The sequence below is a fragment of the Streptomyces sp. NBC_01506 genome, assembly GCF_045040295.1.
Taxonomy (GTDB): Bacteria; Actinomycetota; Actinomycetes; order Streptomycetales; family Streptomycetaceae; genus Streptomyces.
In genome coordinates this window covers 783,020-808,261 of the sequence record NZ_CP109422.1, presented here as the reverse complement: position 1 = coordinate 808,261, position 25,242 = coordinate 783,020, and the positions used below count along the sequence as shown (strand labels likewise).

2 protein-coding genes (1 of these 2 running past the window's edge) are annotated in these 25,242 nt (G+C 74.6%); both read left to right on the top strand.

Annotation, left to right across the window (positions count from 1 at the left end):
* The first annotated feature begins 262 nt into the window (after window positions 1–262).
* A complete protein-coding gene (locus tag OG329_RS03130) occupies window positions 263–23,203 on the top strand; it encodes a type I polyketide synthase (protein WP_405792578.1) in 22,941 nt (7,646 codons plus the stop codon).
* A protein-coding gene (locus tag OG329_RS03125) for an SDR family NAD(P)-dependent oxidoreductase (protein ID WP_405792576.1) crosses the window boundary here: on the top strand, window positions 23,200–25,242 show its 5' end (the start). The gene runs 16,053 nt beyond the window's last position; only the first 2,043 of its 18,096 coding nucleotides appear in the window; it begins with the start codon at window positions 23,200–23,202; the stop codon falls past the right edge of the window. Before OG329_RS03130 ends, OG329_RS03125 begins: the two co-directional genes overlap by 4 nt.

Sequence of the window (25,242 nt, the reverse complement as noted above, 5' to 3'; positions counted from 1 at the left end):
AACGCGCCCGCTCCCGGGAAGCCGTACACCGGCCGGAGTTGGCGCGCGCTCCTCTTCGCGCAGGCGCGGGCGCGGGTGCGGGCGCGAGCGCTGATCGGGGCCGAGCCGGACGGCGCGTCCACCGCGCGGGCTCCTCGTCACGGCGATCACCGTGCCGGGCCCGCCGACTCCCCGCGCTTTCTGGGGATTTCCCGCTCGGTCGCTCGGCACACTCGGCGGCACGGTGTCGCGCACCACGGACACGGAACGGAAGGGACGTCCCATGGACACGGAGCAGCGGCTGCGCGAATACCTCAAGCGCGCCGGCGCCGATCTGCAGCGGACCCGGCGGCGCCTCCAGGAGGTCGAGGCGGCGGCGCGGGAGCCCATCGCGATCGTCGGGATGGGCTGCCGCTACCCGGGCGGCATCGCCTCGCCGGAGGACCTGTGGCGCCTGGTGGCCGAGGGCCGCGACGGGGTGTCCGGACTGCCCACCGATCGCGGCTGGTACCTGGACGCGCTCGGCGGCTCGGCGACGCACGCCGGCGGATTCCTGGACGACGCGCCGATGTTCGACGCCGACTTCTTCGGGATCTCCCCGCGCGAGGCGCTGGCGATGGATCCGCAGCAGCGGATCGTACTGGAGACGGCCTGGGAGGCGGTCGAGCGGTCCGGTCTCGACCCGACGACGCTCAAGGGCAGCAGGACCGGCGTGTTCGTCGGCGCGATCCCGCAGGACTACCGGCCGGGGCCGGACGACAACGTCGAGGGCTTCGCGCTGACCGGCAACGCCTCCAGCATCGTGTCCGGCCGGATCGCGTACGTACTCGGGCTGGTCGGCCCGGTGCTCACCGTCGACACCGCCTGCTCCTCCTCGCTGGTCGCGATGCACCTGGCGCTGCAAGCGCTGCGGGCCGGGGAGTGCTCGCTGGCGCTCGCCGGCGGCGTGACCGTGATGCCGAGCCCGATGATGCTGGTCGAGTTCAGCAAGCAGGGCGGTCTCGCGGCCGACGGCTTCTGCCGCTCCTTCGACGACTCGGCGGACGGCACCGGCTGGGCCGAGGGCGCCGGCATGCTGCTGCTGGAGCGGCTTTCGGACGCGCGGCGCAACGGACACCGTGTGCTGGCGCTGGTGCGCGGCACAGCGGTCAACTCCGACGGCGCCTCCAACGGCCTGACCGCCCCCAACGGCCCGTCCCAGGAACGGGTCATCGAGCAGGCGCTGCTCGACGCGCGCCTGTCGGCGGACCAGATCGACGCGGTCGAGGCGCACGGCACCGGCACCTCGCTCGGCGACCCGGTCGAGGCCGGAGCTCTGATCGCCACGTACGGCCGCAACCGCTCCGCGGACCGGCCGCTGCACCTCGGCTCGATCAAGTCGAACCTCGGCCACACCCAGGCCGCGGCCGGCGTCGCCGGCGTCATCAAGATGGTGATGGCGTTGCGGCACGGCGCGCTGCCGCGCACGCTGCACGTGAACCGGCCGTCGTCGAAGGTCGACTGGTCCGCGGGAACCGTGCGCCTGCTGACCGAGCCCGTCGCGTGGCCGGCGGCCGAGGAGCCGCGCCGCGCCGCAGTCTCCTCGTTCGGCCTGAGCGGCACGAACGCGCACGCCGTCATCGAGGAGGCGCCGACCGGGCGGGCCGACCGGGTGGAGCCGGCAGCGCCCGGTGAGCTCGGCGAGCCGACAGGTGTGCCGTACGAGGGGCCGGCGCCGATCCTCGTATCGGCCCGGTCGGCGGATTCGCTGCGCGCCCTCGCCGCCGAACTGCTCGCCGTGGACGCCGAACCCGTCGACCTCGGGTACTCGCTGCTCACCACCCGGTCGCGGTTCGCGCATCGTGGCGTGGTCGTCGCCGCCGACCGCGCGGCGGCGCGGGCCGGTCTCGCGGCTCTCGCCGATGGCCGGCCCGCCGACGCCGTGGTGCGCGGCCGGACCCGCTGCGCCGTGCTGTTCGCCGGGCAGGGCTCGCAGCGGCTGCGCGCCGGCTGCGGACTGTACGAGCGTTTTCCGGCGTTCGCCACGGCGTTCGACGAGGTGCTGGCCCATCTCGACCCGGCGCTGCGGGACGTGATGCTGGGCGAGGACGCCGAGGCGCTGAACGCGACCGAATGGGCGCAGCCCGCCCTGTTCGCGATTGAGACAGCGCTCTACCGGCTCATCGAATCCTGGGGCGTCGTCCCGGACTTCGTCGTCGGCCACTCGGTCGGCGAGATCACCGCCGCGCATGTCGCCGGCGTGCTCTCGCTCGCCGACGCGGCCGCGCTGGTGACCGCACGCGGCCGGCTCATGCAGGCGCTGCCGACCGGTGGCGCGATGGTCTCGGTCGCCGCCGGCGAGGACGAGGTCCGGCCGCTGCTGGCCGAGTACGGCGACCGCGCGGCGCTCGCGGCGGTCAACGGGCCGGCGTCCGTGGTCATATCCGGGGACGAGGACGCGGTCGACGCGATCGGCGAGCAACTCGCCGCGCGGGGCAGGCGAATGAGGCGGCTGCACGTGTCGCACGCGTTCCACTCCCCGCGCATGGCCCCGATGCTCGACGAGTTCCGGGCCGTGGTCGAAGGACTGGCGCCGCGGGAACCGTCGCGCCCCATCGTGTCCACCGTCACCGGGTCGCCGATCACCGACGGGTGGACCACCCCCGACTACTGGGTGGAGCAGGTCCGCGCCACTGTCCGTTTCGGCGACGCGGTCGACTGGCTGCGCGAGCACGGCGTGACCACGCTCCTGGAACTTGGCCCGGACACCGCGCTGAGTGCGCTCGCCGCCGGTGTCGGCACGGATATCACCGCCCTGCCGGCGCTGCGGCCGGGAACCGACGAGGCCGAGAGCATCACCACCACCGTCGCGCAGCTCGACGCGCGCGGCGTGCCGGTCCGCTGGGCCGACTGGTTCGCGGGCACCGGCGCTTCGGCGGTGGAGCTGCCGACCTATCCCTTCGACCGCCGCCGCTACTGGCCGCGCGCCGGAGCGGGCGCCACCGGAGATCCGCGTGCGGCCGGGCTCGGCGCCGCCAACCATCCGCTGCTCGCCGCGGCGGTCTCGCTGGCCGGCTCCGACGGCGTGCTGCTCACCGGGCGGCTTTCGGCGCAGGCGCAGCCCTGGCTCGCCGATCACGCCGTCGACGGCACGGTGCTGCTGCCCGGCTCGGCTCTGGTGGAACTGGCGCTGCGCGCAGGTGACGAGGTCGGCTGCGACGAGGTGGCCGAGCTGACGATCACCGCGCCGCTCACCCTCCCCGCGAACGGCGCGGCGCAGATCCAGGTGTGGGTCGGTGCCCCCGAGGCGGCCAAGTCCCGACCGCTGGAGATCCACGCGCGGCCGGAGGGCGCGGACGACGACGCGTGGACGAAATGCGCCGTCGGCACGCTGGCCGAAGCACATGAGCATCCGTCGCCGCTCGGGGACCCGTGGCCGATCGCCGACGCGGAACCGATCGACCTGTCAGGCTTCTACGACGGCGTCGCCGCCACCGGTTTCGCCTACGGTCCGGCGTTCAGGGGACTGCGCGCGGCCTGGCGCGCGGGCGAGGAGCTGTTCGCCGAGGTCGAGCTGCCGGCCGCGGCCGGCGACTCCTCTGCGTTCGGTCTGCACCCGGCACTGCTCGACGCCGCGCTGCACGTCGCCCATCTCGCCGAGCCGGACGAGCGGGCCTCCCAAGCGCTGCCGTTCGCCTGGACCGGCGTGCGCCTGTACGCCACCGGAGCGCGGGCGCTGCGGGTCCGCTTCCTGCTGCGGGGCGACCGGATCACCCTCGACCTGGCCGACCCGACGGGCGCGCCGGTGGCGAGGGTCGCCTCGCTCCTGCTGCGCGCGCCACAGGACCGCACCCGGACCCCCTCCGCCGAGCACGACCTCTACCGTTCGGACTGGACCGCCGTACCGGACACGCTCGCCGCCTCCGGCGCGGTGGCCGTGGCCGGGCCCGATCCGTTCGGGCTGGCCGACCTGCTCTCCGCCGACCTCCGGCCGGACCTGGACGCGCCCGACAACGGGCCGGCGCCCGACCACGTGCTGATCTCGGTACACGACGACGGCACGTGCGACCCGGCCGCCGCCGCGCTGACTCTGACCTCGGCCGCGTTGGACCACATCCGGCGCTGGCTGGCCGATGACCGGTTCGTCGGCAGCCGGCTCGTGTTCGTCACCCGAGGTGCGACCGAGGGCACCGACGCGGCGGCCGCCGCGGTATGCGGACTCGTCCGCAGCGCACAGGCCGAGCACCCCGGCCGCTTCGTGCTGCTCGACCTCGACCCGGCAGCGGTCGGCACGGAGCAGGCCGTCCGAGCGGCGCTCGGCACCGGCGAGGCGCAGATCGCCGTCCGGGCCGGTGTCCCGCTCGCCGGCCGGCTGACCCGGATGCCACGGCAGGGGACCGCCGCCGCGTGGAACAGCGACGGCACCGTGGTGGTCACCGGCGGCACCGGCGGCCTCGGCGCACTCGTCGCCCGCCACCTCGTCCTCACCCGCGGCGTGCGCCACCTGCTGCTCCTCAGCCGGCGCGGCGCCGCGGCGCCCGAGGCCGCCGCGCTGGTCGCCGAGCTGACCGACCTCGGCGCGAGCGTCGACGCGGTGGCCTGCGACGCCGCCGACCGCGCCGCGCTGGCCGAGGCACTGGCCTCGGTTCCGGCCGCGCACCCGGTCACCGCCGTGGTGCACGCGGCCGGCGTGCTCGACGACGGCGTGGTCACCGCGCTCACCCCGGCCCGGCTGGCGAAGGTGCTGCGCCCGAAGGCCGACGCCGCCTGGAACCTGCACGAGCTCACCGCGCACCTCGACCTCGACGCCTTCGTGCTCTTCTCCTCGGCGGCCGGACTGATCGGCACCGCGGGCCAGGGCAACTACGCCGCGGGCAACGCCTTCCTCGACGCGCTGGCCGCTGCCCGGCGAACCGCGGGGCTGCCCGCCGTCTCCGTCGCCTGGGGACCGTGGGCGGCGACCGTCGGCATGACCGGGACCGTCGGCGCCCACGACATGTCGCGGCTGACGCTGCGCGGAACGCCGCCGCTCGCGCCGGAGCGGGGGCTCGAACTGTTCGACGCCGCCATCGGTGCCGAGTTCCCGGTGCTCGCCGCCGTCCGCTTCGATCTGGCCGCGCTGCGCTCGCTCCCCACCGTGCCCCCGGTGCTGCGCGGGCTGATCAGGGCGCCGCGCCGGTCCGCCGCCGGACCGGCCGCCGCGGGCGCGTTCGCCGAGCGGCTGCGCCGACTCGTCCCGGCCGCGCGGCACGACGCGGCGCTCGACCTGGTGCGGGAGCAGATCGCCGCCGTGCTCGGCCACCACGACGGCCGCGGGATCGACCCGAACCGCGCGCTGGCCGATCTCGGCTTCGACTCGCTGACCGCCGTCGAACTGCGTAACCGGCTGTCCGTCGCGACCGGCCTGCGGCTCGCCGCCACCCTCGTGTTCGACCACCCGACCGTGACCGCGCTCGCCGCGCACATGACGGCCGAGACCATCGGCGCGGCGACGGCGACGGCGACCGACGCGCCGCCGGCCCGCCGGGCCGGCGCGGGCGAAGCGGACCCGATCGTCATCGTCGGCATGGGCTGCCGCTACCCGGGCGGCGTGCGATCGCCGGAGGACCTGTGGCGGCTCGTCGACGAGGGCCTGGACGCGATCACCGGCTTCCCGGCCGACCGCGGCTGGGACCTCGACGCGCTCTACCATCCCGACCCGGCCCATTCCGGCACCTCCTACACGCGCTCGGGCGGCTTCCTGCACGACGCCGCCCGCTTCGACCCGGAGTTCTTCGGGATGAGCCCGCGGGAGGCGGTGGCCACCGACGCCCAGCAGCGGCTGTTGCTGGAGACCAGTTGGGAGGCGCTGGAGCGGGCGGGCATCGACCCGGCGGGCCTGCGCGGCAGCCGGACCGGGGTGTTCACCGGCATCATGTACGGCGACTACGGCACCGTGCTCGAAGGACCCGACTTCGAGGGCTTCGCGGGCACCGGAAGCTCGGCGAGCATCGCCTCCGGCCGGATCTCCTACGTCCTGGGCCTCGAGGGTCCCGCGGTCAGCGTGGACACCGCGTGCTCCTCCTCGCTGGTCGCGATGCACTGGGCGTCGCAGGCCCTGCGCGCCGGGGAGTGCTCGCTCGCGCTGGCCGGCGGCGTCACCGTGATGTCCACCCCGGGGGCTTTCGTGGAGTTCTCCCGCCAGCGTGGCCTGTCCCCGGACGGACGCTGCAAGTCCTACGGGGACGGCGCCGACGGGGTGGCCTGGGCCGAGGGCGCGGGGATGGTCGTGCTGGAGCGCCGCTCCGACGCGCTGCGCAACGGCCACCGGATCCTGGCCGTGGTGCGCGGCTCGGCGGTCAACGCGGACGGCGCGTCGAACGGCCTGACCGCCCCCAACGGCAACGCGCAGCAGCGCGTGATCCGGCAGGCGCTGGGCACGGCCGGGCTCGGCACCTCGGACGTCGACGTGGTCGAGGGGCACGGCACCGGCACCACGCTGGGCGACCCGATCGAGGCTCAGGCGCTGCTGGCCACCTACGGTCAGGACCGGGACGCGCCGCTGCTGCTCGGCTCGGTGAAGTCCAACTTCGGTCACACACAGGCCGCGGCGGGCGTCGCCGGCGTGGTCAAGATGGTCGAGGCGATGCGCCGCGGCGTCGTGCCGCGCACGCTGCACGCGCAAACGGCATCGTCGAAGGTGGAGTGGCAGGACGGCGCCGTCCGCCTCGTCACCGAGCCGACCGAGTGGCCGCGGACCGGGCGGGCGCGACGAGCGGCCGTGTCGTCGTTCGGATTCAGCGGCACCAACGCGCACCTGATCCTCGAGCAGCCGGACCCGGAGCCCGAGGGTTCGCCGGCCGGCTCGGAGCGGGTGCTCACGGATTCCTGGCCGGTGCTCGTCGCCGGGCGCACGGAGGCGGCGCTGCGGGCCCAGGCCGCGCGGCTGCTGTCCGTGTCGGCCGACGAACCGCTCGTCGACCTCGCGTATTCGTCCGCCGTCAGCCGTACCGCCTTCGCGCGGCGCGCCGCCGTGGTGGCCGGCGATACCCAGACGCTGCGACGGGCCCTGGCCGCGCTCGCCGACGGCCGTCCCGATCCCGCGCTGTTCACGGCGGAGGCCGCTGTCGGCCCCCGAGCGCTCCTGTTCAGCGGCCAGGGCAGCCAGCGGATCGGCGCGGGACGCGGGCTCGCCACCCGGTTTCCGGTGTTCGCCGAGGCCATGGACGAGGTGCTCGGCCACCTCGACCCGGAGCTGCGGGAAGTGATGTGGGGCGAGGATCCGGACGCTCTCGACCGCACCGAGTGGGCCCAGCCGGCGCTCTTCGCCCTCCAGGTCGCGCTGTTCCGGCTCCAGTCCACGTGGGGCGTGCGGCCGGGTGCCGTCGCCGGACACTCGGTGGGCGAGATCGCGGCCGCGCATGTGGCCGGCGTGCTCTCACTGGCGGACGCCGCGACGTTGGTGACCGCGCGTGGCCGGCTGATGCAAGCCCTCCCGGCCGGCGGGGCGATGGCCGCCGTCCGCGCGAGCGAGGCGGAGGCCGTCGCACTGCTCGGCGACGGGGTCGCTCTCGCGGCGGTGAACGGGCCGAGGTCCGTCGTGGTGTCCGGCGACGAGGCCGCGGTCACCGCGTTCGCCGCCCGCTTCCCCAAGAGCCGCCGCCTGCGGACCAGCCACGCGTTCCACTCCGACCTGATGAACCCGATGCTGGAGGAGTTCCGCGAGGTGGCGCGGGGCCTGACCTACCGGCCGCCGACGCTGCGCTTCGTGTCCACGGCGACCGGCGCCCTCGCCGACGACGAGCTGTGCACCCCGGATTACTGGGTGGAGCACGTGCGCCGCCCGGTACGGTTCGCCGACGCCGTCAGCACCCTGTGCCGATTGGGCACCAGGACCTTCGTAGAGCTGGGTCCGGACGGTGTGCTCAGTGCGATGGCCGCCGAGACCATCGCCGACCTCGATGACGGCGACACCGGTGACGTGGCGCTGATCCCGGTGCTGCGCGCCGGGTCCGACGACGCTTCGGCCGCGATCGCCGCGCTGAGCGAACTGCACGTGAACGGCGTGGAGATCGACTGGCGCTCGTACTACGCCGGCACCCGCGCCCGGGTCGTCGAGCTCCCCACCTACGCGTTCCAGCACGAGACCTACTGGCCCGTGCGCGCCGCGGTATCCGCGCGGCACGGCGACGGGCGCCGGTACCGCGTCACCTGGGCGCCCCTGCCGGTTCCGTCAACCGCCGAACTCACCGGGAAATGGCTCGTCATCGGCGATGCCGACCTGGCCCACGCGCTGCGAGCGCACGGGGCCGAAGTCCGCCACGCCGACTCGGCCGCCGAGGCCGCGCAAGCCGGTCCGGCCGAGCTCGGCGAACTCGACGGCGTGCTCGCGTCCGGTGCCGCCGGTCCGTCCGGTGTACTGGACGTGCTGCGCGCACTGCCCGACGACGCCGCGCTGTGGACGGTCACCCGCGGCGCGGTGTCCACCGGCGACGGCGATCCGCTGACCGATCCGGCGCAGGCCGCCGTCTGGGGGTTCGGCCGTGTCGCCGCGCTCGAATACCCGAGGCGTTGGGCCGGCCTGCTCGACCTGCCCGAGGGACCGGTCGACGCCGTGGCCGGCCCCCTTGCCGCCGTCCTCGCCCACGCCGGCGACGAAGACCAGATCGCGCTGCGCCCGAACGGGGTCTTCGGCCGGCGCCTCGTGCGCCACCGTGCCGTGACACCGGCCGGCGAACCGGCCGTGCACGGCACGGTCCTGATAACCGGCGGTACCGGAGCGCTCGGCGCCGAGACGGCCCGCTGGCTCGCCGACCACGGAGCGCCCCGGCTGATCCTGACCAGCCGGCGCGGTCCTGACGCCCCCGGCGCGGAGGAACTGCGCGCCGACCTCGCCGCCCGCGGCGCCGAGGTCGACATCGTGTCCTGCGACGCCGCGGACCGCGAAGCGCTGGCCGCGCTGCTGGACCGGATCGGACCGCTCGCCGGAGTCGTACACGCGGCCGGTGTCAGCACCATGCGACCGCTCGCCGAGACCAGCTCCGCCGATCTCGCCGCCGACATGGCGGCAAAGGCCGAAGGCGCAGCCGCCCTGCACGAACTGCTCGGCGACCGCGAACTGGAACTGTTCGTGCTCTTCGGCTCGATCGCGGGAGTCGTCGGCAGCGGGGCACAAGCGGGCTACGGCGCGGCCAACGCCTACCTGGACGCGCTGGCGGAACACCGCCACGGGCGCGGGCTCGCGGCGACCTCGATCGCCTGGGGACCGTGGGCCGGCGCCGGCATGGCTTCCGACGAGGAGGAGACCCGGCAGCTCGCGCTGCGCGGGCTGCGGCCGCTGCCGCCCGCCGACGCGCTCGAGGAACTGGGCGCGGCCCTCATGAGCGGCGAGCCGACCGTCACGGTCGTCGAAGCGGACTGGTCCCGGTACGTGCCCGTATTCACCGCGGCACGGCCGAGCCCGCTGCTGCGCGAGCTGGTCGAGCAGCGGCCCGCCGGGTCGGAACCGGAAAGCACCGGCACCGGCTACGCCGCCAGGCTCGCCGCGCTGGACGAGGCGGCCCAGCGCGGGCTCCTGGCCGGATTGGTGCGCGCCGAAGCCGCCGCGGTACTCGGACATACGAGCCCGGACGCGGTTCCCGTACACCGCGCCTTCCGCGACCTCGGCTTCGATTCCCTCACCGCGGTCGAGCTGCGCGCCCGGATCGGCAAGGTGGTCGGCCGCAAGCTGCCGACCACCATGGTCTTCGACCACCCCACCGTCACCGAGCTCGCCGAGTACCTGCGCGGCGAGCTGCTCGGCACCGGTCCTGACGCTGTCGCCGCCGTCGCCACGGTCGCCGCCTCGGACGACCCGATCGCGATCGTCTCCATGAGCTGCCGGTTCCCGGGCGGCGCGGGCGATCCCGAGCAACTGTGGCGGCTGGTGGCCGACGGCGTCGACGCCATCACCCCATTCCCGCCGGAACGGGAGTGGGACGGGCATGTCCTGATCGACGCCGACCCGGACCGGCCGGGCGCCACCTACTGCGCCCACGGCGGCTTCCTGACCGACGCCGCGCAGTTCGACGCGGCCTTCTTCGGTATCTCGCCGCGCGAGGCGCTGGCGATGGACCCGCAGCAGCGGCTGCTGCTCGAGGTCGCCTGGGAGGCGTTCGAACGGGCCGGCATCGATCCGGCCGCACTGCGCGGAACATCCACCGGCACCTTCATCGGCGGCAGTACCGGGGACTACGCCGGAGGCGGCGAGGACGGCGAGGGACACGCCGTCACCGGCACCATCCCGAGCGTGCTCTCCGGCCGGCTCGCCTACGTCTTCGGGCTCGAAGGCCCGGCGGTCACCGTCGACACGGCCTGCTCGTCGTCGCTGGTCGCCCTGCATCTCGCCGCGCAGTCACTGCGCACGGGCGAGACCTCGCTCGCCTTGGCCGGCGGGGTCACCGTGATGGCGGGACCGGGGGCGTTCGTCGCCTTCAGCCGGCTGCGGGCACTCGCCCGCGACGGCCGGTCCAAGGCGTTCTCCGAGCAGGCGGACGGGATGGCGCTGGCCGAGGGCGCCGGGCTGCTCGTACTCGAGCGGCTGTCCGACGCGCGGCGTCACGGCCATCCGGTGCTCGCGGTCCTGCGCGGCTCGGCCATCAACTCCGACGGCGCGTCCAACGGCCTCTCCGCGCCGAACGGCCCGTCACAGCAGCGCGTGATCCGCCAAGCGCTGGCGAACGCGGGGCTGCGGCCTGCCGAGGTGGACGCCGTGGAGGCGCACGGCACCGGCACAGCGCTCGGCGATCCGATCGAGGTCGGCGCCCTGCACGCGGTGTACGGGGCCGATCGCGATCCGGCGCGGCCGCTGTGGCTCGGCTCGGTCAAGTCCAACCTCGGCCACACCCAGTCGGCCGCGGGCGTCGCCTCGGTCATCAAGATGGTGCAGGCCATGCGGCACGGCGCGCTCCCGCCCACGCTCCACGTCGAGCAGCCGTCGAGCCGGGTCGACTGGGGAACCGGCTCCATCCGTCTGCTCACAGGCCCGGTCGACTGGCCGGACGGGGACCGGCCGCGCGTCTGCGCGGTGTCCTCGTTCGGTATCAGCGGCACCAACGCGCATCTGCTGCTGGAGGATGCGCCACCACCGTCGCCGGTTCCGGCTCCGGTCGAGCCTGCGCCCGCCCCCGTGGCCGTCCCGCTGGTACTGTCCGCCCGCACGCCCACCGCGTTGCGCGCCTACGCCGACCGGCTCGCCTCCCTCGTGTCCGCCGAACCGATCGACCTCGGCCACTCGCTGCTGACGTGCCGGTCGCTGCTGGAGCACCGGGCCGTCGTGCTCGTCCGGGACGGCGAGGAGCAGGCGAGTGCGCTGTCCGCGGTGGCGGCGGACGGCGGCGGGACCGAAGCCGTCGTGGTGGAAGGCACCGCCGACGTCACCGGACGAACGGTCTTCGTGTTCCCCGGGCAGGGCGCGCAGTGGATCGGCATGGGTGCCCGGCTGCTCGAGGATTCGCCGGTGTTCGCCGCGCGCATGGCGGAGTGTGCCGCCGCCCTGTCCCCGTGGGTCGACTGGTCGCTGCTCGACGTGGTCCGGGAGGCGGACGGCGCGCCGCCGCTCGACCGGGTGGACGTGGTCCAGCCGGTGTCGTGGGCCGTGATGGTCTCGCTCGCCGCGCTGTGGGAGTCCGTCGGCGTGCGCCCGGACGCGGTGCTCGGGCACTCCCAGGGCGAGATCGCCGCCGCCGTGGTCTGCGGGGCGCTGTCGATGGCCGACGGCGCGCGGGTGGTGGCGCTGCGCTCGAAGGCGATCGGGGCGCGGCTGGCCGGCCGGGGCGCGATGGCGTCCGTGTGGCTGCCCGCCGAGCAGGTGGCGGAGCTGATCGGCGACAGGATCTCGATCGCTGCCGTCAACTCGCCGCGCTCGACGGTCGTCTCCGGCGACCCCGGCGCGCTGGACGAGCTCATCGAACGGCTCCACGCCGACGAGGTCCGGGTGCGGCGCATCGACGTGGACTACGCCTCGCACTCGGCACACGTCGAACTGCTACGCGATCAGCTCGCCGAGGACCTGGCCGGGATCGAGCCGCGGGCCGCCGCCGTCCCGTTCTTCTCCACCACCACCGGAGACTGGCTGGACACGACCGCCCTGAACGCCGACTACTGGTACCGCAATCTGCGACAGACGGTGCGGTTCGAGAGCGCCGTACGCGCCCTGCTCGGCGCGGAGCATCGGGCCTTCATCGAGGTCGGTCCGCATCCGGTGCTGAGCCTCGCGGTGCAGCAGACGGCCGAGGACGTGGGCGAGCCGATCGTCGCCGCGGGCACGCTGCGCCGCAACGACGGCTCGCTGCGACGCGTGTTCCAGTCCTTCGCCGAGGCGTTCGTCCGCGGCGTGGGCGTCGACTGGTCCGGCTGCTTCACCGGCACCGGGGCGCGCCGCATCGAGCTGCCCACCTACGCGTTCGAGCGCCGGGACTACTGGCAGACGCCGAAGCCGCCGCCGACCGCCGCCGACGCGGCCGAGCCCGACGGCGCCTGGGCGGCCCTCGACGCCGCGGACCCGGCATGCCTGGCCGAAGATCTCGATGTCGACCCCGGCGCGCTCGACGCGGTGCTCCCGGCGCTCGCGACCTGGCGGCAGCGCCGTACCGAGCAGGCCACGCTCGAAGCCTGGCGGTACCGCTCGACCTGGGTTCCCGTTCCGGCCGGTGCGTCGGGCACGTCCTCCGCGCTGTCGGGCACCTGGCTGGTGATCTCCGCCGACGCGGAGCGCACGGACGCCGCCGAGGCGGTCGCCGACGGGCTCGCGGCACACGGCGCGGACGTGCGCCGACTCTCGCTCGACGCGTCGTGCGTCGACCGGGCCGCCCTCGCGGACCGGCTGGCCGCCGCCGCGATCGGCGACGCCGCCGGAATCGTCTCCACCCTCGCCGCCGCGAACAGCGCCGATCCGCACCCGGGTCTGCCCGCCGGCCTCGCCCTGACCCTGACGCTCGTTCAGTCGCTCGGCGATCTCGAGGTTCGCGCTCCGCTGTGGAGCCTCACCACCGGCGCGGTGTCCACCGGACAACTCGACCCGGTCACCGACCCGGCACAGGCCATGGTCGGCGGCTTCATGGCGACGGCGGCGCTGGAACACCCGGAGCGCATCGGCGGCGTCGTCGACCTGCCCGGTGTACTCGACCGGCACGCGGTGCGCCGGCTGGCGACCGCGCTGGCCGGCGGCACCGGCGAGGACCAGCTCGCGGTGCGCTCCGGCGGCCTGCTGGCACGCCGCATCGAGTCCGTACCCGCGCCTTCGGCCGCCGGTAGCGACCCATGGCTGCCCGAGGGCAACGTCCTGATCACCGGCGGCACCGGCACACTGGCTCCGCACGTGGCCCGGTGGCTCGCCGAGCGCGGCGCCACGCGTCTCACGCTGATCAGCCGCCGCGGCCCGGACGCCCCTGGCGCCGCCGAACTGATCGCCGAACTCGCCGCGCTCGGCGCCGAGGCCGAGACAGTGGCCTGCGATGTCACGCGGCCTGAGGCGCTCGCCGCGCTGCGCGACACACTGGCCGAGGCCGGCCGGCCCGTGCGCACCGTCATCCACACCGCGGCGACCATCGAACTGGCCGCGATCTCCGAGACCGATCCCGCCGCGTTCTCCCGCGTCCTGCACGCCAAGGTCACCGGCGCCGGGGTCCTCGAAGAGGTCTTCGACGGGCCGGGGCTCGACCGCTTCGTGCTGTTCTCCTCGGTCGCCGGGCTGTGGGGCAGCGGCCGGCACGCCGCGTACGTCGCGGGCAACGCGTACCTGCACGCCCTCGCCGAGCAGCGCCGCGCCGCCGGCCGCCCCGCCACCGCGGTGTGCTGGGGGATCTGGTCGGACGACCTGCGCGCCGGCCGCGTCGACCCGGACCATCTCCAGCGCAGCGGCCTGGGATTCATGACGCCGCGGCGCGCCCTGGCCGCGCTCGGCGGCGTCCTGGACGCGGACGAGATCGCGCTCGCCGTCGCCGACGTCAACTGGCAGCGCTACCACCCGGTCTACAGCGCGTCCCGGCCGACCACACTGTTCGACCGGCTCCCGGCGGTACGCCGACTGGCCGCCGCACCGACCGCGACGCCCGCCGAGGACGGCGGCGGCCTCGGCGGGCGGCTGCGCGCCCTGAGCGGCACCGAGCGCTCCCGGCGGCTGCTCGACCTGGTCCGCGCGGAGGCGGTGGCCGTGCTCGGGCACGACTCGGGCGACGCGCTGCCGGAGCGCCGCGCCTTCCGGGACGTCGGCTTCGACTCGGTCACCGCGGTCGACCTGCGCAACCGGATCGCCCGGCTGACGGGCCTGACCCTGCCGGCGACCATGATCTTCGATCACCCGAATCCGCTCGCGCTGGTCCGGTTCCTCGACCAGCGGCTCGGCGGAGCGGCAGGGACGGCCTCGACGGCCGACGGCGCGTCGGGTGCGGGTGTGGCCCCCGTCGCCGACGATCCGGTGGCGATCATCGGCATGGCCTGCCGCTACCCGGGCGAAGCGAACACCCCGGAAGCGCTGTGGCGGCTGACGATGGACGGCGTCGACGCGATCTCCGGCTTCCCCGCGGACCGTGGCTGGAGAGTCGACGGGCTCTACGACCCCGACCCCGACCGGGCCGGACGGACGTACTCCACCCAGGGCGGATTCCTGCACGGCGTCGCCGACTTCGACGCCGCGTTCTTCGGGATCTCGCCGCGCGAGGCGCTGGCCATGGACCCGCAGCAGCGGTTGTTGCTGGAAACCGCCTGGGAGGCCCTCGAACGCGCCGGCTTCGACCCGCACACCTTGCGCGGCAGTCGCACCGGCACGTTCATCGGCGCGAGTTATCAGGACTACGCGGTCGGCGCGGCGGCCGGCGCCGACAACGCCGAAGGCCACCAGGTGACCGGTTCGCTGCCGAGCATCCTGTCCGGCCGCATCGCCTATCTGTTCGGACTCGAAGGCCCCGCGGTCACGCTGGACACCGCGTGCTCGTCCTCGTTGGTGGCGATGCATCTCGCGGCGCAGTCGCTGGCATCCGGCGAGAGCAGCCTCGCGCTGGCGGGCGGCGTCAGTGTCATGGCGACTCCGGGCGCGTTCGTCGGGTTCAGCCGACAGCGCGCCCTGGCCCCCGACGGCCGCTGCAAGGCGTATGCCGACACGGCTGACGGGATGACCCTGGCCGAAGGCGTCGGCATGGTCCTGCTCGAACGCCTCTCCGACGCACAGCGCAACGGGCATCCTGTCCTCGCCGTGCTGCGCGGATCCGCGATCAACTCCGACGGCGCGTCCAACGGGCTGACAGCACCGAACGGGCCGTCCCAGGAGCGCGTGATCACCGCGGCGCTGGCCGCCGCCGGCCTGACCCCGTCCGACGTCGATGTCGTCGAGGGGCACGGCACCGGAACCGCGCTCGGTGACCCCATCGAAGCGCAGGCGCTGCTCACCACGTACGGCCAAGGCCGCGAGCGACCGCTGCTGCTGGGATCGGTCAAGTCCAACATCGGCCACACGCAGATGGCATCGGGCGTCGCCTCGGTCATCAAAATGGTGCAGGCGCTGCGGCACGGCACGGTGCCGCGCACCCTGCACGTCGAGCGACCCTCCACCCACGTCGGCTGGAGCAGCGGCGCGATCAGCCTGGTCACCGAGACCACCGCGTGGCCCGAGACCGGTCGACCGCGTCGCGCGGCGATCTCCTCGTTCGGGCTCAGCGGCACGAACGCGCACCTGATCATGGAGCAGGCCACGTCCGCGCCGGAGCCTGAACGGGCCGCGCGGCCGGTCGATACGGACACGCTGCCGGTCCTGCTGTCCGCGCGCTCTCCGCGGGCGCTGCGGGCGCGGGCCGGCGAACTGCTGACGCTGCTGGACGAGCGGCCGGATCTCGCCGCGCCCGAACTCGCGCGGGCGCTCGCGGTGTCCCGTTCGACGTTCGAGCACCGGGCGGGGTTCACCGCACAGGACCGAAACGGGCTGCTCGCGGGACTGACGGCACTGCGGGACGGTGAGCCGAACCCGGCGCTGGCGAGCGGCCGAACCGGTCGAGGCCGCACCGCGTTCGTGTTCGCCGGACAGGGCAGCCAGCGTCTCGGCATGGGCCGCGAGCTCTACCAACGGTTCGACGTGTTCGCCGACGCCTTGGACGAAGTGCTCGGCCACCTCGATCCCGGCCTGCGGGCGGTCATGTGGGGTGAGGACGCGCAAGCGCTCACCGAGACCGGAACCGCGCAGCCTGCCCTGTTCGCGATCGAGGTGGCGCTCTTCCGGCTGCTCGCCTCGTGGGGCGCGGAACCCGACTACCTGATCGGCCATTCGATCGGGGAGATCGCCGCCGCACACGTGGCCGGGGTGCTCTCGCTCGCCGACGCGGCCTCGCTGGTGAGCGCTCGGGCGCGGCTCATGCAGGCGCTGCCGCCCGGCGGCGTCATGATCGCCGTCGATGCCGCGGAGACGGACGTCGCCGCGGCACTCAACGGCCACGCGCACTTCGTCTCGGTGGCCGCCGTGAACGGGCCGTCCGCCGTGGTCATCGCCGGGGACGAAGAACCGCTTCTGGAGATCGCCGCGCGGCTGTCCGAGGAAGGGCTGCGCACCAGGCGACTGCGCGTCAGCCACGCGTTCCACTCGCCGCGGATGGATCCGATGCTCGCCGACTTCGCCGAGGTGGCCGCAGGGCTGACCTACGCGGCGCCGCGTATCCCGGTCGTGTCCACCGTCACCGGAGAGCCGGCCGACCTCACCTCGCCCGACTACTGGGTCAGGCAGGTGCGGGAGACGGTGCGCTTCGGCGACGGCATCGCCTGGCTCGCGCAGGAGGGGGTGTCAACGTTCGTGGAGCTGGGCCCGGACGGCGCGCTGTCCGGACTCGTCGGCAGCATCCTCGACGGCGAGCCCGACGCGTCGGCGGTGTCGCTCGCGCGCCCGGGACGTCCCGAGGTTCCGACCCTCATCGACGCGGTGATCCGCCTGCACGTGCGGGGCGGCGGCGTCGACTGGCCGCGCTTCTTCGCCGGCTTCCCCGCCATGGCCGTGGACCTGCCGACCTATCCCTTCCAGCGTCAGCGATTCTGGCCGGAGGCGCTCGCCACGTCGTCGAGCAGTGCCGACTGGCGGTATCGGGCCGAGTGGCATCCCCACGCTCCGCGTGCCGCGCGCCCCGGCCGCTGGCTTGCCCTGGTACCCGCGGCGGCCACCGAAGGGTTCGGCCGGGTGAGCGAGCTGCTTCCCGCGGACACCGTCCGGGTGGAACTGGACAGCCCGGACCGAGCGGCCATCGCCGACCGGATCCGCGAGAACGGCACCGATGTCGTCGGTGTGGTCTCGCTGGCGGCATTCGCCGGCGGCTCGGCACAGGAACTGCTCGCCTGGACCGCCGCGGTCGTCCAGGGCCTGGCCGACAGTGGCTGCGGGGCCCGGCTGTGGTGCCTGACCCGAGGCGCGGTCTCCGTCACCGCCGACGACGGCGCGCCCGATCCGGACCAGGCGGCGCTGTGGGGATTCGGCCGCGTCGCGGCGCTCGAACTGCCCGAGCTGTGGGGCGGCATGCTCGATCTCGACTCCGGCGACTCCGGCGACTCCGGCGACTCCGGCGACTCCGCGTCGGCCGCGGACGGCCTCGTGGCCGCAGTGCTCACAGGCGGTGGCGAGGAGGACCAGGTTGCCGTGCGGGCCGGTGGCGCGTTCGGCCGCCGGCTGGTGCACGCCGCAGCCCCCCGGCCGCGAGAGACCTACACGCCGACCGGCACCGTTCTGATCACCGGCGGAACCGGCGCGCTCGGCGGTCTTGTGGCACGGTGGCTCGGCTCACTCGGCGCCCGGCGTCTCGTCCTGACCGGGCGTCGGGGCGAATCGGCACCCGGAGCCGGCACCCTGGTGGCCGACCTCACCGCGCTCGGCGTGCACGTCACGGTCGCCGCGTGCGACGTGGCCGACCGCGACGCCCTCGCGGCAGTCCTGGCCGACATCCCGGCCGACGAACCGCTGACCGCCGTGTTCCACACGGCAGGGGTCATCGATGACGGAGTTGTCGATGCCCTGACGCCGGACCGCTTCGCCGCGGTGCTGCGCCCGAAGGCGGACGGACTGCGGCACCTGCACGAGCTGACCCTCGGCCTGGACCTCAGCGCGTTCGTCGTATTCAGCTCGATCGCCGGGGTGCTCGGCACGGCGGGACAGGGCAACTACGCCGCCGCCAACGCGTACCTCGACGCGTTCGCCGAGCAGCGCCGCGCGCGGGGTCTGCCGGCGACGGCGGTCGCCTGGGGCCCGTGGGACGGCGGGGGAATGGCCGCGGCGACGGATTCCGGCACAGAGCGCATGCGCCGGGTCGGCATGCGTCCGCTGGCCGGTGGATCCGCCCTCGAAGTGCTGGGCGAGATGATCGGCGCCGACGAGAGCGGGATCACCGTGCTCGACGTCGAGTGGGATCGTTACGCCCCGGTCCTTCGCGCCGGCCGGCCCGCGCCGCTGCTCGCCGCTCTGCCCGAACCACACCGTGCCGCCGCGCCCCTGACCGAACTGGAGGAGACCGAGTCGGGCGGGCTGCGATCCCGCCTCGCCGAACTCGTACCCGAGCGGCGCGAGCGGCATGTCCTCGACCTGATCCGCGGCCAGGCCGCGCACGTGCTCGGCCACGGCGGCGGCTCCGCCGTCGACGCCGACCTGCCGTTCCGGGACCTGGGCTTCGATTCGCTGACCACCCTGGAACTGCGCAACGCCCTGGCCGCGGCGACCGGCCTGCGGCTGGCGGCTTCCGTGCTGTTCGACCATCCGACACCACGCGACTTCGCGGCCCACCTGCTCGCCGAACTGTCCGACGACGCCGAGCCGGCGCCTGCGTCGCCCGCGGCGCCGGCCGTGGTCCGGCCGCAGACGGACGATCCCGTCGCGATCGTCGGCATCGGCTGCCGGTTCCCCGGCGGCATAACGACGCCGGAGGAATTCTGGCGGCTGCTCGCCGAAGGGCGCGAGGCGATCGGCGAGTTCCCCGGCGACCGCGGCTGGGACCTCGGGGAGCTGGCCGGGCGCAGCGCGACTCGCGCGGGCGGATTCCTGGCAGGGGCCGGTGAGTTCGACGCCGCGTTCTTCGGCATCTCACCGCGCGAGGCCATGGTCATGGACCCGCAACAGCGGCTCCTGCTGGAGACCTCGTGGGAGGCGCTCGAACACGCCGGGCTGGATCCGCAGTCCTTGCGCTCCACCACGACCGGCGTGTTCGTCGGCACCAACGGCCAGGACTACGTGGGCGCGCTGCGGCGAGCGGCCGCCACCGCGGCACCGGCCGATCAGCTCGGCGCGGGGCACGTCGCCACCGGCAACACCGCGAGTGTGATGTCCGGCCGGATCGCCTACACCTTCGGCCTGGAGGGCCCCGCCGTCACGGTGGACACCGCGTGCTCGGCGTCGCTGGTGGCCATGCACCTGGCCGTCCGGGCGCTGCGCGGCGGGGAGTGCACGCTCGCCCTCGCCGGCGGCGTCTCGGTGATGTCCACCCCTGATTCCTTCGTCGAGTTCAGCGCTCAGGGCGGGCTCGCCCCGGACGGCCGGTGCAAGGCATTCGGCGCCGGCGCCGACGGCACCTCCTGGTCGGAGGGAATCGGGCTGCTGGTACTGGAGCGGCTCTCCGACGCCCGCCGGCACGGCCACCGTGTGCTCGCTCTGCTGCGTGGCTCGGCCGTCAACTCCGACGGCGCGTCCAACGGACTGACCGCCCCGAACGGCTCGGCGCAGCGGCGGGTCATCGGCGCCGCGCTCGCCGACGCGGGTCTTTCGGCATCGGACGTCGATGTCGTCGAGGCGCACGGCACCGGCACCGCGCTGGGCGACCCGATCGAGGCTCAGGCGCTGCTGGCCGCCTACGGCCAGGACCGGGATGAACCGCTGCTGCTCGGTGCGGTCAAATCGAACCTCGGCCATACCCAGGGCGCGGCGGGCGTCGCGGGCGTCATCAAGATGGTGCTCGCCGCGAAGCACGACATACTCCCGCGGACCCTGCACGCCGACGAGCCCTCGTCGCACGTGGACTGGTCGGCCGGCGCGGTCGAACTGCTCACCGAGGCCCGCGACTGGCCGCGCTCCGAGCACCGGCCGCGCCGCGCCGGGGTCTCGGCGTTCGGGATCAGCGGCACCAACGCGCACGTCATCGTGGAGGAGCCGCCCACGGAGCCCACGCCGCCCACGGAACCCGCGGCGCCCGCGCAACCCGCGGCGGACGAGGCCGCCGGGCCCGCCGAACCACCCGCGGCGCCGGTGCTCGTGCCCTGGCTCGTCTCGGCCCGCGGCGCCGCCGCCCTTGACGCGCAGATCGAGCGGCTCAGCGCCTTCACCGCCGCCAGGACCGAACTCTCACCGGAGGCCGTGGGGCGCGCGCTGGCCACCGGCCGGGCCGCGCTGCCGCATCGCGCGGTGCTGCTGACCGGCGCCGGCGACCGGCCCGAGCTCGTCCGCGGTCTCGCGACCGCCGGCGAACTGGCCGTGCTGTTCACCGGCCAGGGCGCCCAGCGCCTCGGCATGGGCCGCGACCTGTATACCCGTCACCCGCGGTTCGCCGAGGCGTTCGACGAGATCCTCTCCCACCTCGATCCCGGCCTGCGGGAGGTGATGTGGGGCCAGGACCCGGAGCCGCTGACCGACACCGGCAACGCGCAGCAGGCGTTGTTCGCGTTCGAAGTCGCCCTGTTCCGGCTGGTGGAGTCGTGGGGTGTGCGGCCGGCCGCGGTCGCCGGGCACTCCATCGGCGAGCTGGCCGCCGCGCACGTCGCCGGCGTGCTGTCGTCGGCGGACGCCTGCGCACTGGTCCGCGCCAGGGCCCGGCTCATGGCGGCGCTGCCGTCCGGCGGAGCGATGGTCGCGGTCCGCGCCTCCGAGGAGGAGGCCGCGGGGCTGCTCGGCGACGAGGTCGCGCTCGCGGCCGTCAACGGCCCCGAATCGATCGTGTTGTCCGGCCCGGAGGGCCCGGTGCTCGCCGCCGCCGCGCGACTGGCCGAGCAGGGGCGCCGGGTCCGCCGACTGCGGGTCAGCCACGCGTTCCACTCCTCGCTCATGGAGCCGATGCTCGACGAGTTCCGGCGTACGGCCGAGGGGCTGGAGTACCGGCCGCCGCGGTTGCCCGTGGTCTCCAACGTCACCGGCGCTCTCGCGGGGCCCGAAGACCTCAGCTCGGCCGACTACTGGGTGCGGCACGTCAGGCAGACGGTCCGGTTCGGCGACGGCGTGCACGCGCTGACCGGGGCGGGCATCGGCACCTTCCTCGAACTCGGCCCGTCCGGCGTGCTCTCGGCGATGGCCGCCGAGTGCGTGCCCGACGGCCAGGCCGCCGTTCCGGCCCTGCGCGAGGGCCAGGACGAGGCGGCGTCGCTCACCGGCGCGCTGGCCCGGATCCACGTGCGCGGCGTCGGCATCGACTGGAGCCGCCTGTTCGGCGGCACCGGGCCGGCCGCGTTCGACCTCCCGACGTACGCCTTCCAGCGCGAGCGCTACTGGCCCGACCCGGCGCCGAGTTCCGGCCCGGACGGCTTGTTCTACCGCGCCTCCTGGACCCGCGTTTCCGACCAGGCCCCGGCCGAGGTCGGGACCTGGCTGGCGATCGTCGCCGAAGGCGAAGCGCCGAGCTGGGCCGATGACGCGTCGGTCGCGGCCGTGGCGGTGGGCCCCGGCCTCGGCGAGCGCATCGCCGAACGGGTCGGCCGTGCAGACCACGCGTTCGCCGGCGTGCTGGCGCAGGCGACGGCCGAAGATCCGGCCGAGCTGCTCGCCGCGCTCGATCAGGCGCGTGTCAGCGCGCCGCTGTGGTTCGTCACCGCGTCCGCGGTCGCCACCGACGACGCGGATGGCGCACCCGACCCGGACCAGGCCGCCGTCTGGGGCCATGGCCTGGCATGCGCGCTCGACAGCCCTGAAAGCTGGGGCGGGTTGATCGACCTGCCCTCCGGCGTGGACACCCCTGCGGCCGACCTGCTCGCCGCCGTCCTCGCCGGAAGCGCCGCGGGCGAGGACCAACTCGCCCTGCGCCCCGCCGGCCTGCTCGCCCGGCGCATCGTCCGCACCGGTGTCGCGCCGGACCTCGCGTGGGTTCCGTCCGGCACGGTGCTCGTGGCCGGCGACGCCGAAGCGGTCGGCGAACCGCTGCTGCGCTGGCTCGGCGAAAGCGCCCGGGTACTGCTGGCCGGGCCGGGTTCGGGCACGGGCGTGCCCGAGGGCGTGGACTTCGTCCCCTGCGATCTCACGCTCCGGGCGGGTCTCGCGCAGGTGCTGGACGGCATCGAGGATCTGACCGCGGTCCTCGTCGCCGGAGTGGACCCGGCCGCCCGAGCGGCCGCTGTCACCCTGGACGAGCTGGTCGGCGACCGGCCCGTCGAAGCCTTCGTACTCTCCGGCTCGTGCACGGGCACCTGGGGCTCGGCCGGGCGTGGCGCCGAGGGCACCTCGGCGGCGGCCCTCGACGCCCTGGCCGTACGACGTCGAGGCGCCGGGCGCCCGGCGACGTCGATCGCCTGGGGACCGTGGGAGGACGCCGAAACCTCGGCCGCGCACCTGCGCGCCAACGGCCTGAACCCGATGCTCGCCGCACAGGCGCTGACCGCGCTCGCTCGCGCCGTCGCCGCCGGCCCACCGACGCTCGTGATCGCGGACGTCGCCTGGGACCGGTTCGCCCCGGCGCACACCGCGAACCGGCCCGGCCGGCTGCTGACCGGTGTGCCCGAGGCGCAGGCCGCGCTCGCCACGGCCGAACGCCTCCGCGGCGACGACGCCTCCGCGGCGACCGCGCTGCGGGAACGAACGCGCGCACTGGCCCCGGCGGACCGGCTCGGCGCCATGACCGAACTCGTCCGGGAGCGCGTCGCGTCGGTGCTCGGACACACCGGCGTCGGCGCCGTCGAGCCCGACCGCGCCTTCAAGGACCTCGGATTCGACTCGCTGACCGCGGTGGACCTGCGCGACAAGCTCGCGACCGCGACCGGTCTCACGCTGCCGGTGACCCTCGCGTTCGACTACGCGACCCCGGAAGCGCTCGGCGGCCATCTGCTCGACCTGCTCCTGCCCGCGGCGGACGCCGAGGCCGAACTGCGGGCGCTGCTGGCCGAGATCCCGCTCGACCGGCTGCGCCGGATCGGCGTGCTGGACCAGTTGCTCGGGCTGGTCGGCCGGACCGACCCGGCGGCGCAGGCCGCCGAGGACGGTACGTCCGCCGCCGGGCCCGACATCGACACGATGAGCGTCGACGACCTCGTCAACGCCGCTATGGGCGGCCCATCCGATCAACCTCCCACGGAAAAGGTAGTGCGATGACCGACCGCTCGGACTCAGTCGTCGAGGCGCTGCGCGCCGCGCTCAAGCAGGTGGACAGCCTTCGCGAGCGCAACCGGGAGTTGGTGGGGTCGGCCACCGAGCCGATCGCCATCGTCAGCATGGCGTGCCGCTTCCCCGGCGGCGTACGCTCGCCGGAGGACCTGTGGAACCTGGTCGAGGGCGGCCGTGACGCGATCGGGCCACTGCCCACCGATCGTGGCTGGGACCTGAGCGGGCTCGATCGGTTCGAGACCGGGCCGGAAGGCCGCCGGGTGCCGAAGCACGGCGGCTTTCTCGACGACGCCGCGGGCTTCGACCCCGCTTTCTTCCGGATCTCCCCGGCCGACGCGCTCGTCATCGACCCGCAGCAGCGCCTCCTGCTCGAAGTGGCCTGGGAGGCGGTGGAACGGGCCGGCATCCTCCCGGCCACCCTGCGCGGCGGCGCGACCGGGGTGTTCGTCGGCGGCGGCACCGGCGACTACCGCGCCCCGATGCTCGGCGTGGAGTGGCAGACCGCGCAGTCCGGAAGCCTGCTCTCGGGCCGGCTCGCCTACACCTTCGGGCTCAACGGGCCGACCCTCTCGGTGGACACCGGATGCTCTTCTTCGCTGGTGGCGCTGCACCTCGCCGCCCAGGCACTGCGCAACGGCGAGTGCTCACTCGCGTTGACCGGCGGTGTCACGGTGATGTCGACCCCGGCCGCGATCGTCGAGTTCGCGATCCAGGGCGCGCTCTCGTCCGACGGCCGCTGCCGCGCCTTCGCGGAGTCGGCCGACGGGACCGGCTGGTCGGAGGGAGCCGGGGTCCTGGTCCTTGAGCGCCTGTCCGACGCGCGCCGCAACGGGCACCGGGTGCTGGCGGTGGTGCGCGGTTCGGCGATCAACTCCGACGGCGCGTCCAACGGGCTGACCGCACCGAGCGGTCCGGCCCAGGAGAGGGTGATCCGACAGGCCCTCGCCAATGCCGGCCTCACCCCGGCCGAGGTCGACGTCGTCGAGGCGCACGGCACCGCCACCCGCCTCGGCGACCCGATCGAGGCGCACGCGCTGCTCGCCACGTACGGCCAGAACCGGACGACGCCGCTGCTGCTGGGTTCGATCAAGTCGAACATCGGCCATACGCAGTCGGCCGCCGGTGTCGCCGGTGTGATCAAGATGGTCGAGGCGATGCGGCACGGCGTCGCCCCGAAGACCCTGCACATCGAGAGCCCGTCCTCGCGCGTCCAGTGGGAGAACGGCGCGGTTTCCCTGCTGACCGAGGCGGCGGACTGGCCCGAGACCGGACGTCCGCGCCGCGCCGCCGTCTCGTCGTTCGGCGCGAGCGGCACCAACACCCACGTCCTGCTCGAACTGCCCGACGACGTGGCGGACGTGGCGGACGAGGCGGATTCGGCGGTCGCACCCGTCCTGATGCCGTGGCCGGTCTCCGCCCGCACCGCCGACGCCCTGCGGGACCGCACCGCCGAGTTGTTGTCCCATACGGGCGCCGCTCCGACGTTGAACCCAGTCGACGTCGCGTTCTCGCTGACTACTCGTCAGGTCTTCGAGCATCGTGCGGTGTTGCTGTCCGACGGCTCGACGGCTGCCTCGGGTGAGGCCGTGCCCGGTTCGGGCCGGTTGGTGTTCGTGTTTTCGGGTCAGGGTTCGCAGCGGTTGGGGATGGGGCGTGGGTTGTACGGCCGGTTCCCGGTGTTCGCGGCGGCGTTCGACGAGGTGCTGTCTCGTCTTGATCCGGGTGTGCGTGATGTGGTGTGGGGTGAGGATGCCGGGCTTCTTGAGGACACGGGGTGGGCGCAGCCTGCTCTGTTCGCGCTTGAGGTCGCGTTGTTCCGGTTGGTGGAGTCGTGGGGTGTGCGGCCGGACGTGGTGGTCGGTCATTCGGTGGGGGAGTTGGCGGCGGCGTATGTGGCCGGGGTGTTGTCGTTGGATGACGCGTGTGCCGTGGTGTCGGCTCGGGCTCGGCTGATGGCGGGGTTGCCGCGTGAGGGGGTGATGGTGGCGGTGCGGGCGAGCGAGGCCGACGTGCTGCCGCTGCTGAGT

Coding starts and splice junctions, on each gene's coding strand:
- OG329_RS03130 (WP_405792578.1), top strand. CDS start 263: ATGGACACGGAGCAGCGGCTGCGCGAATACCTCAAGCGCGCCGGCGCC.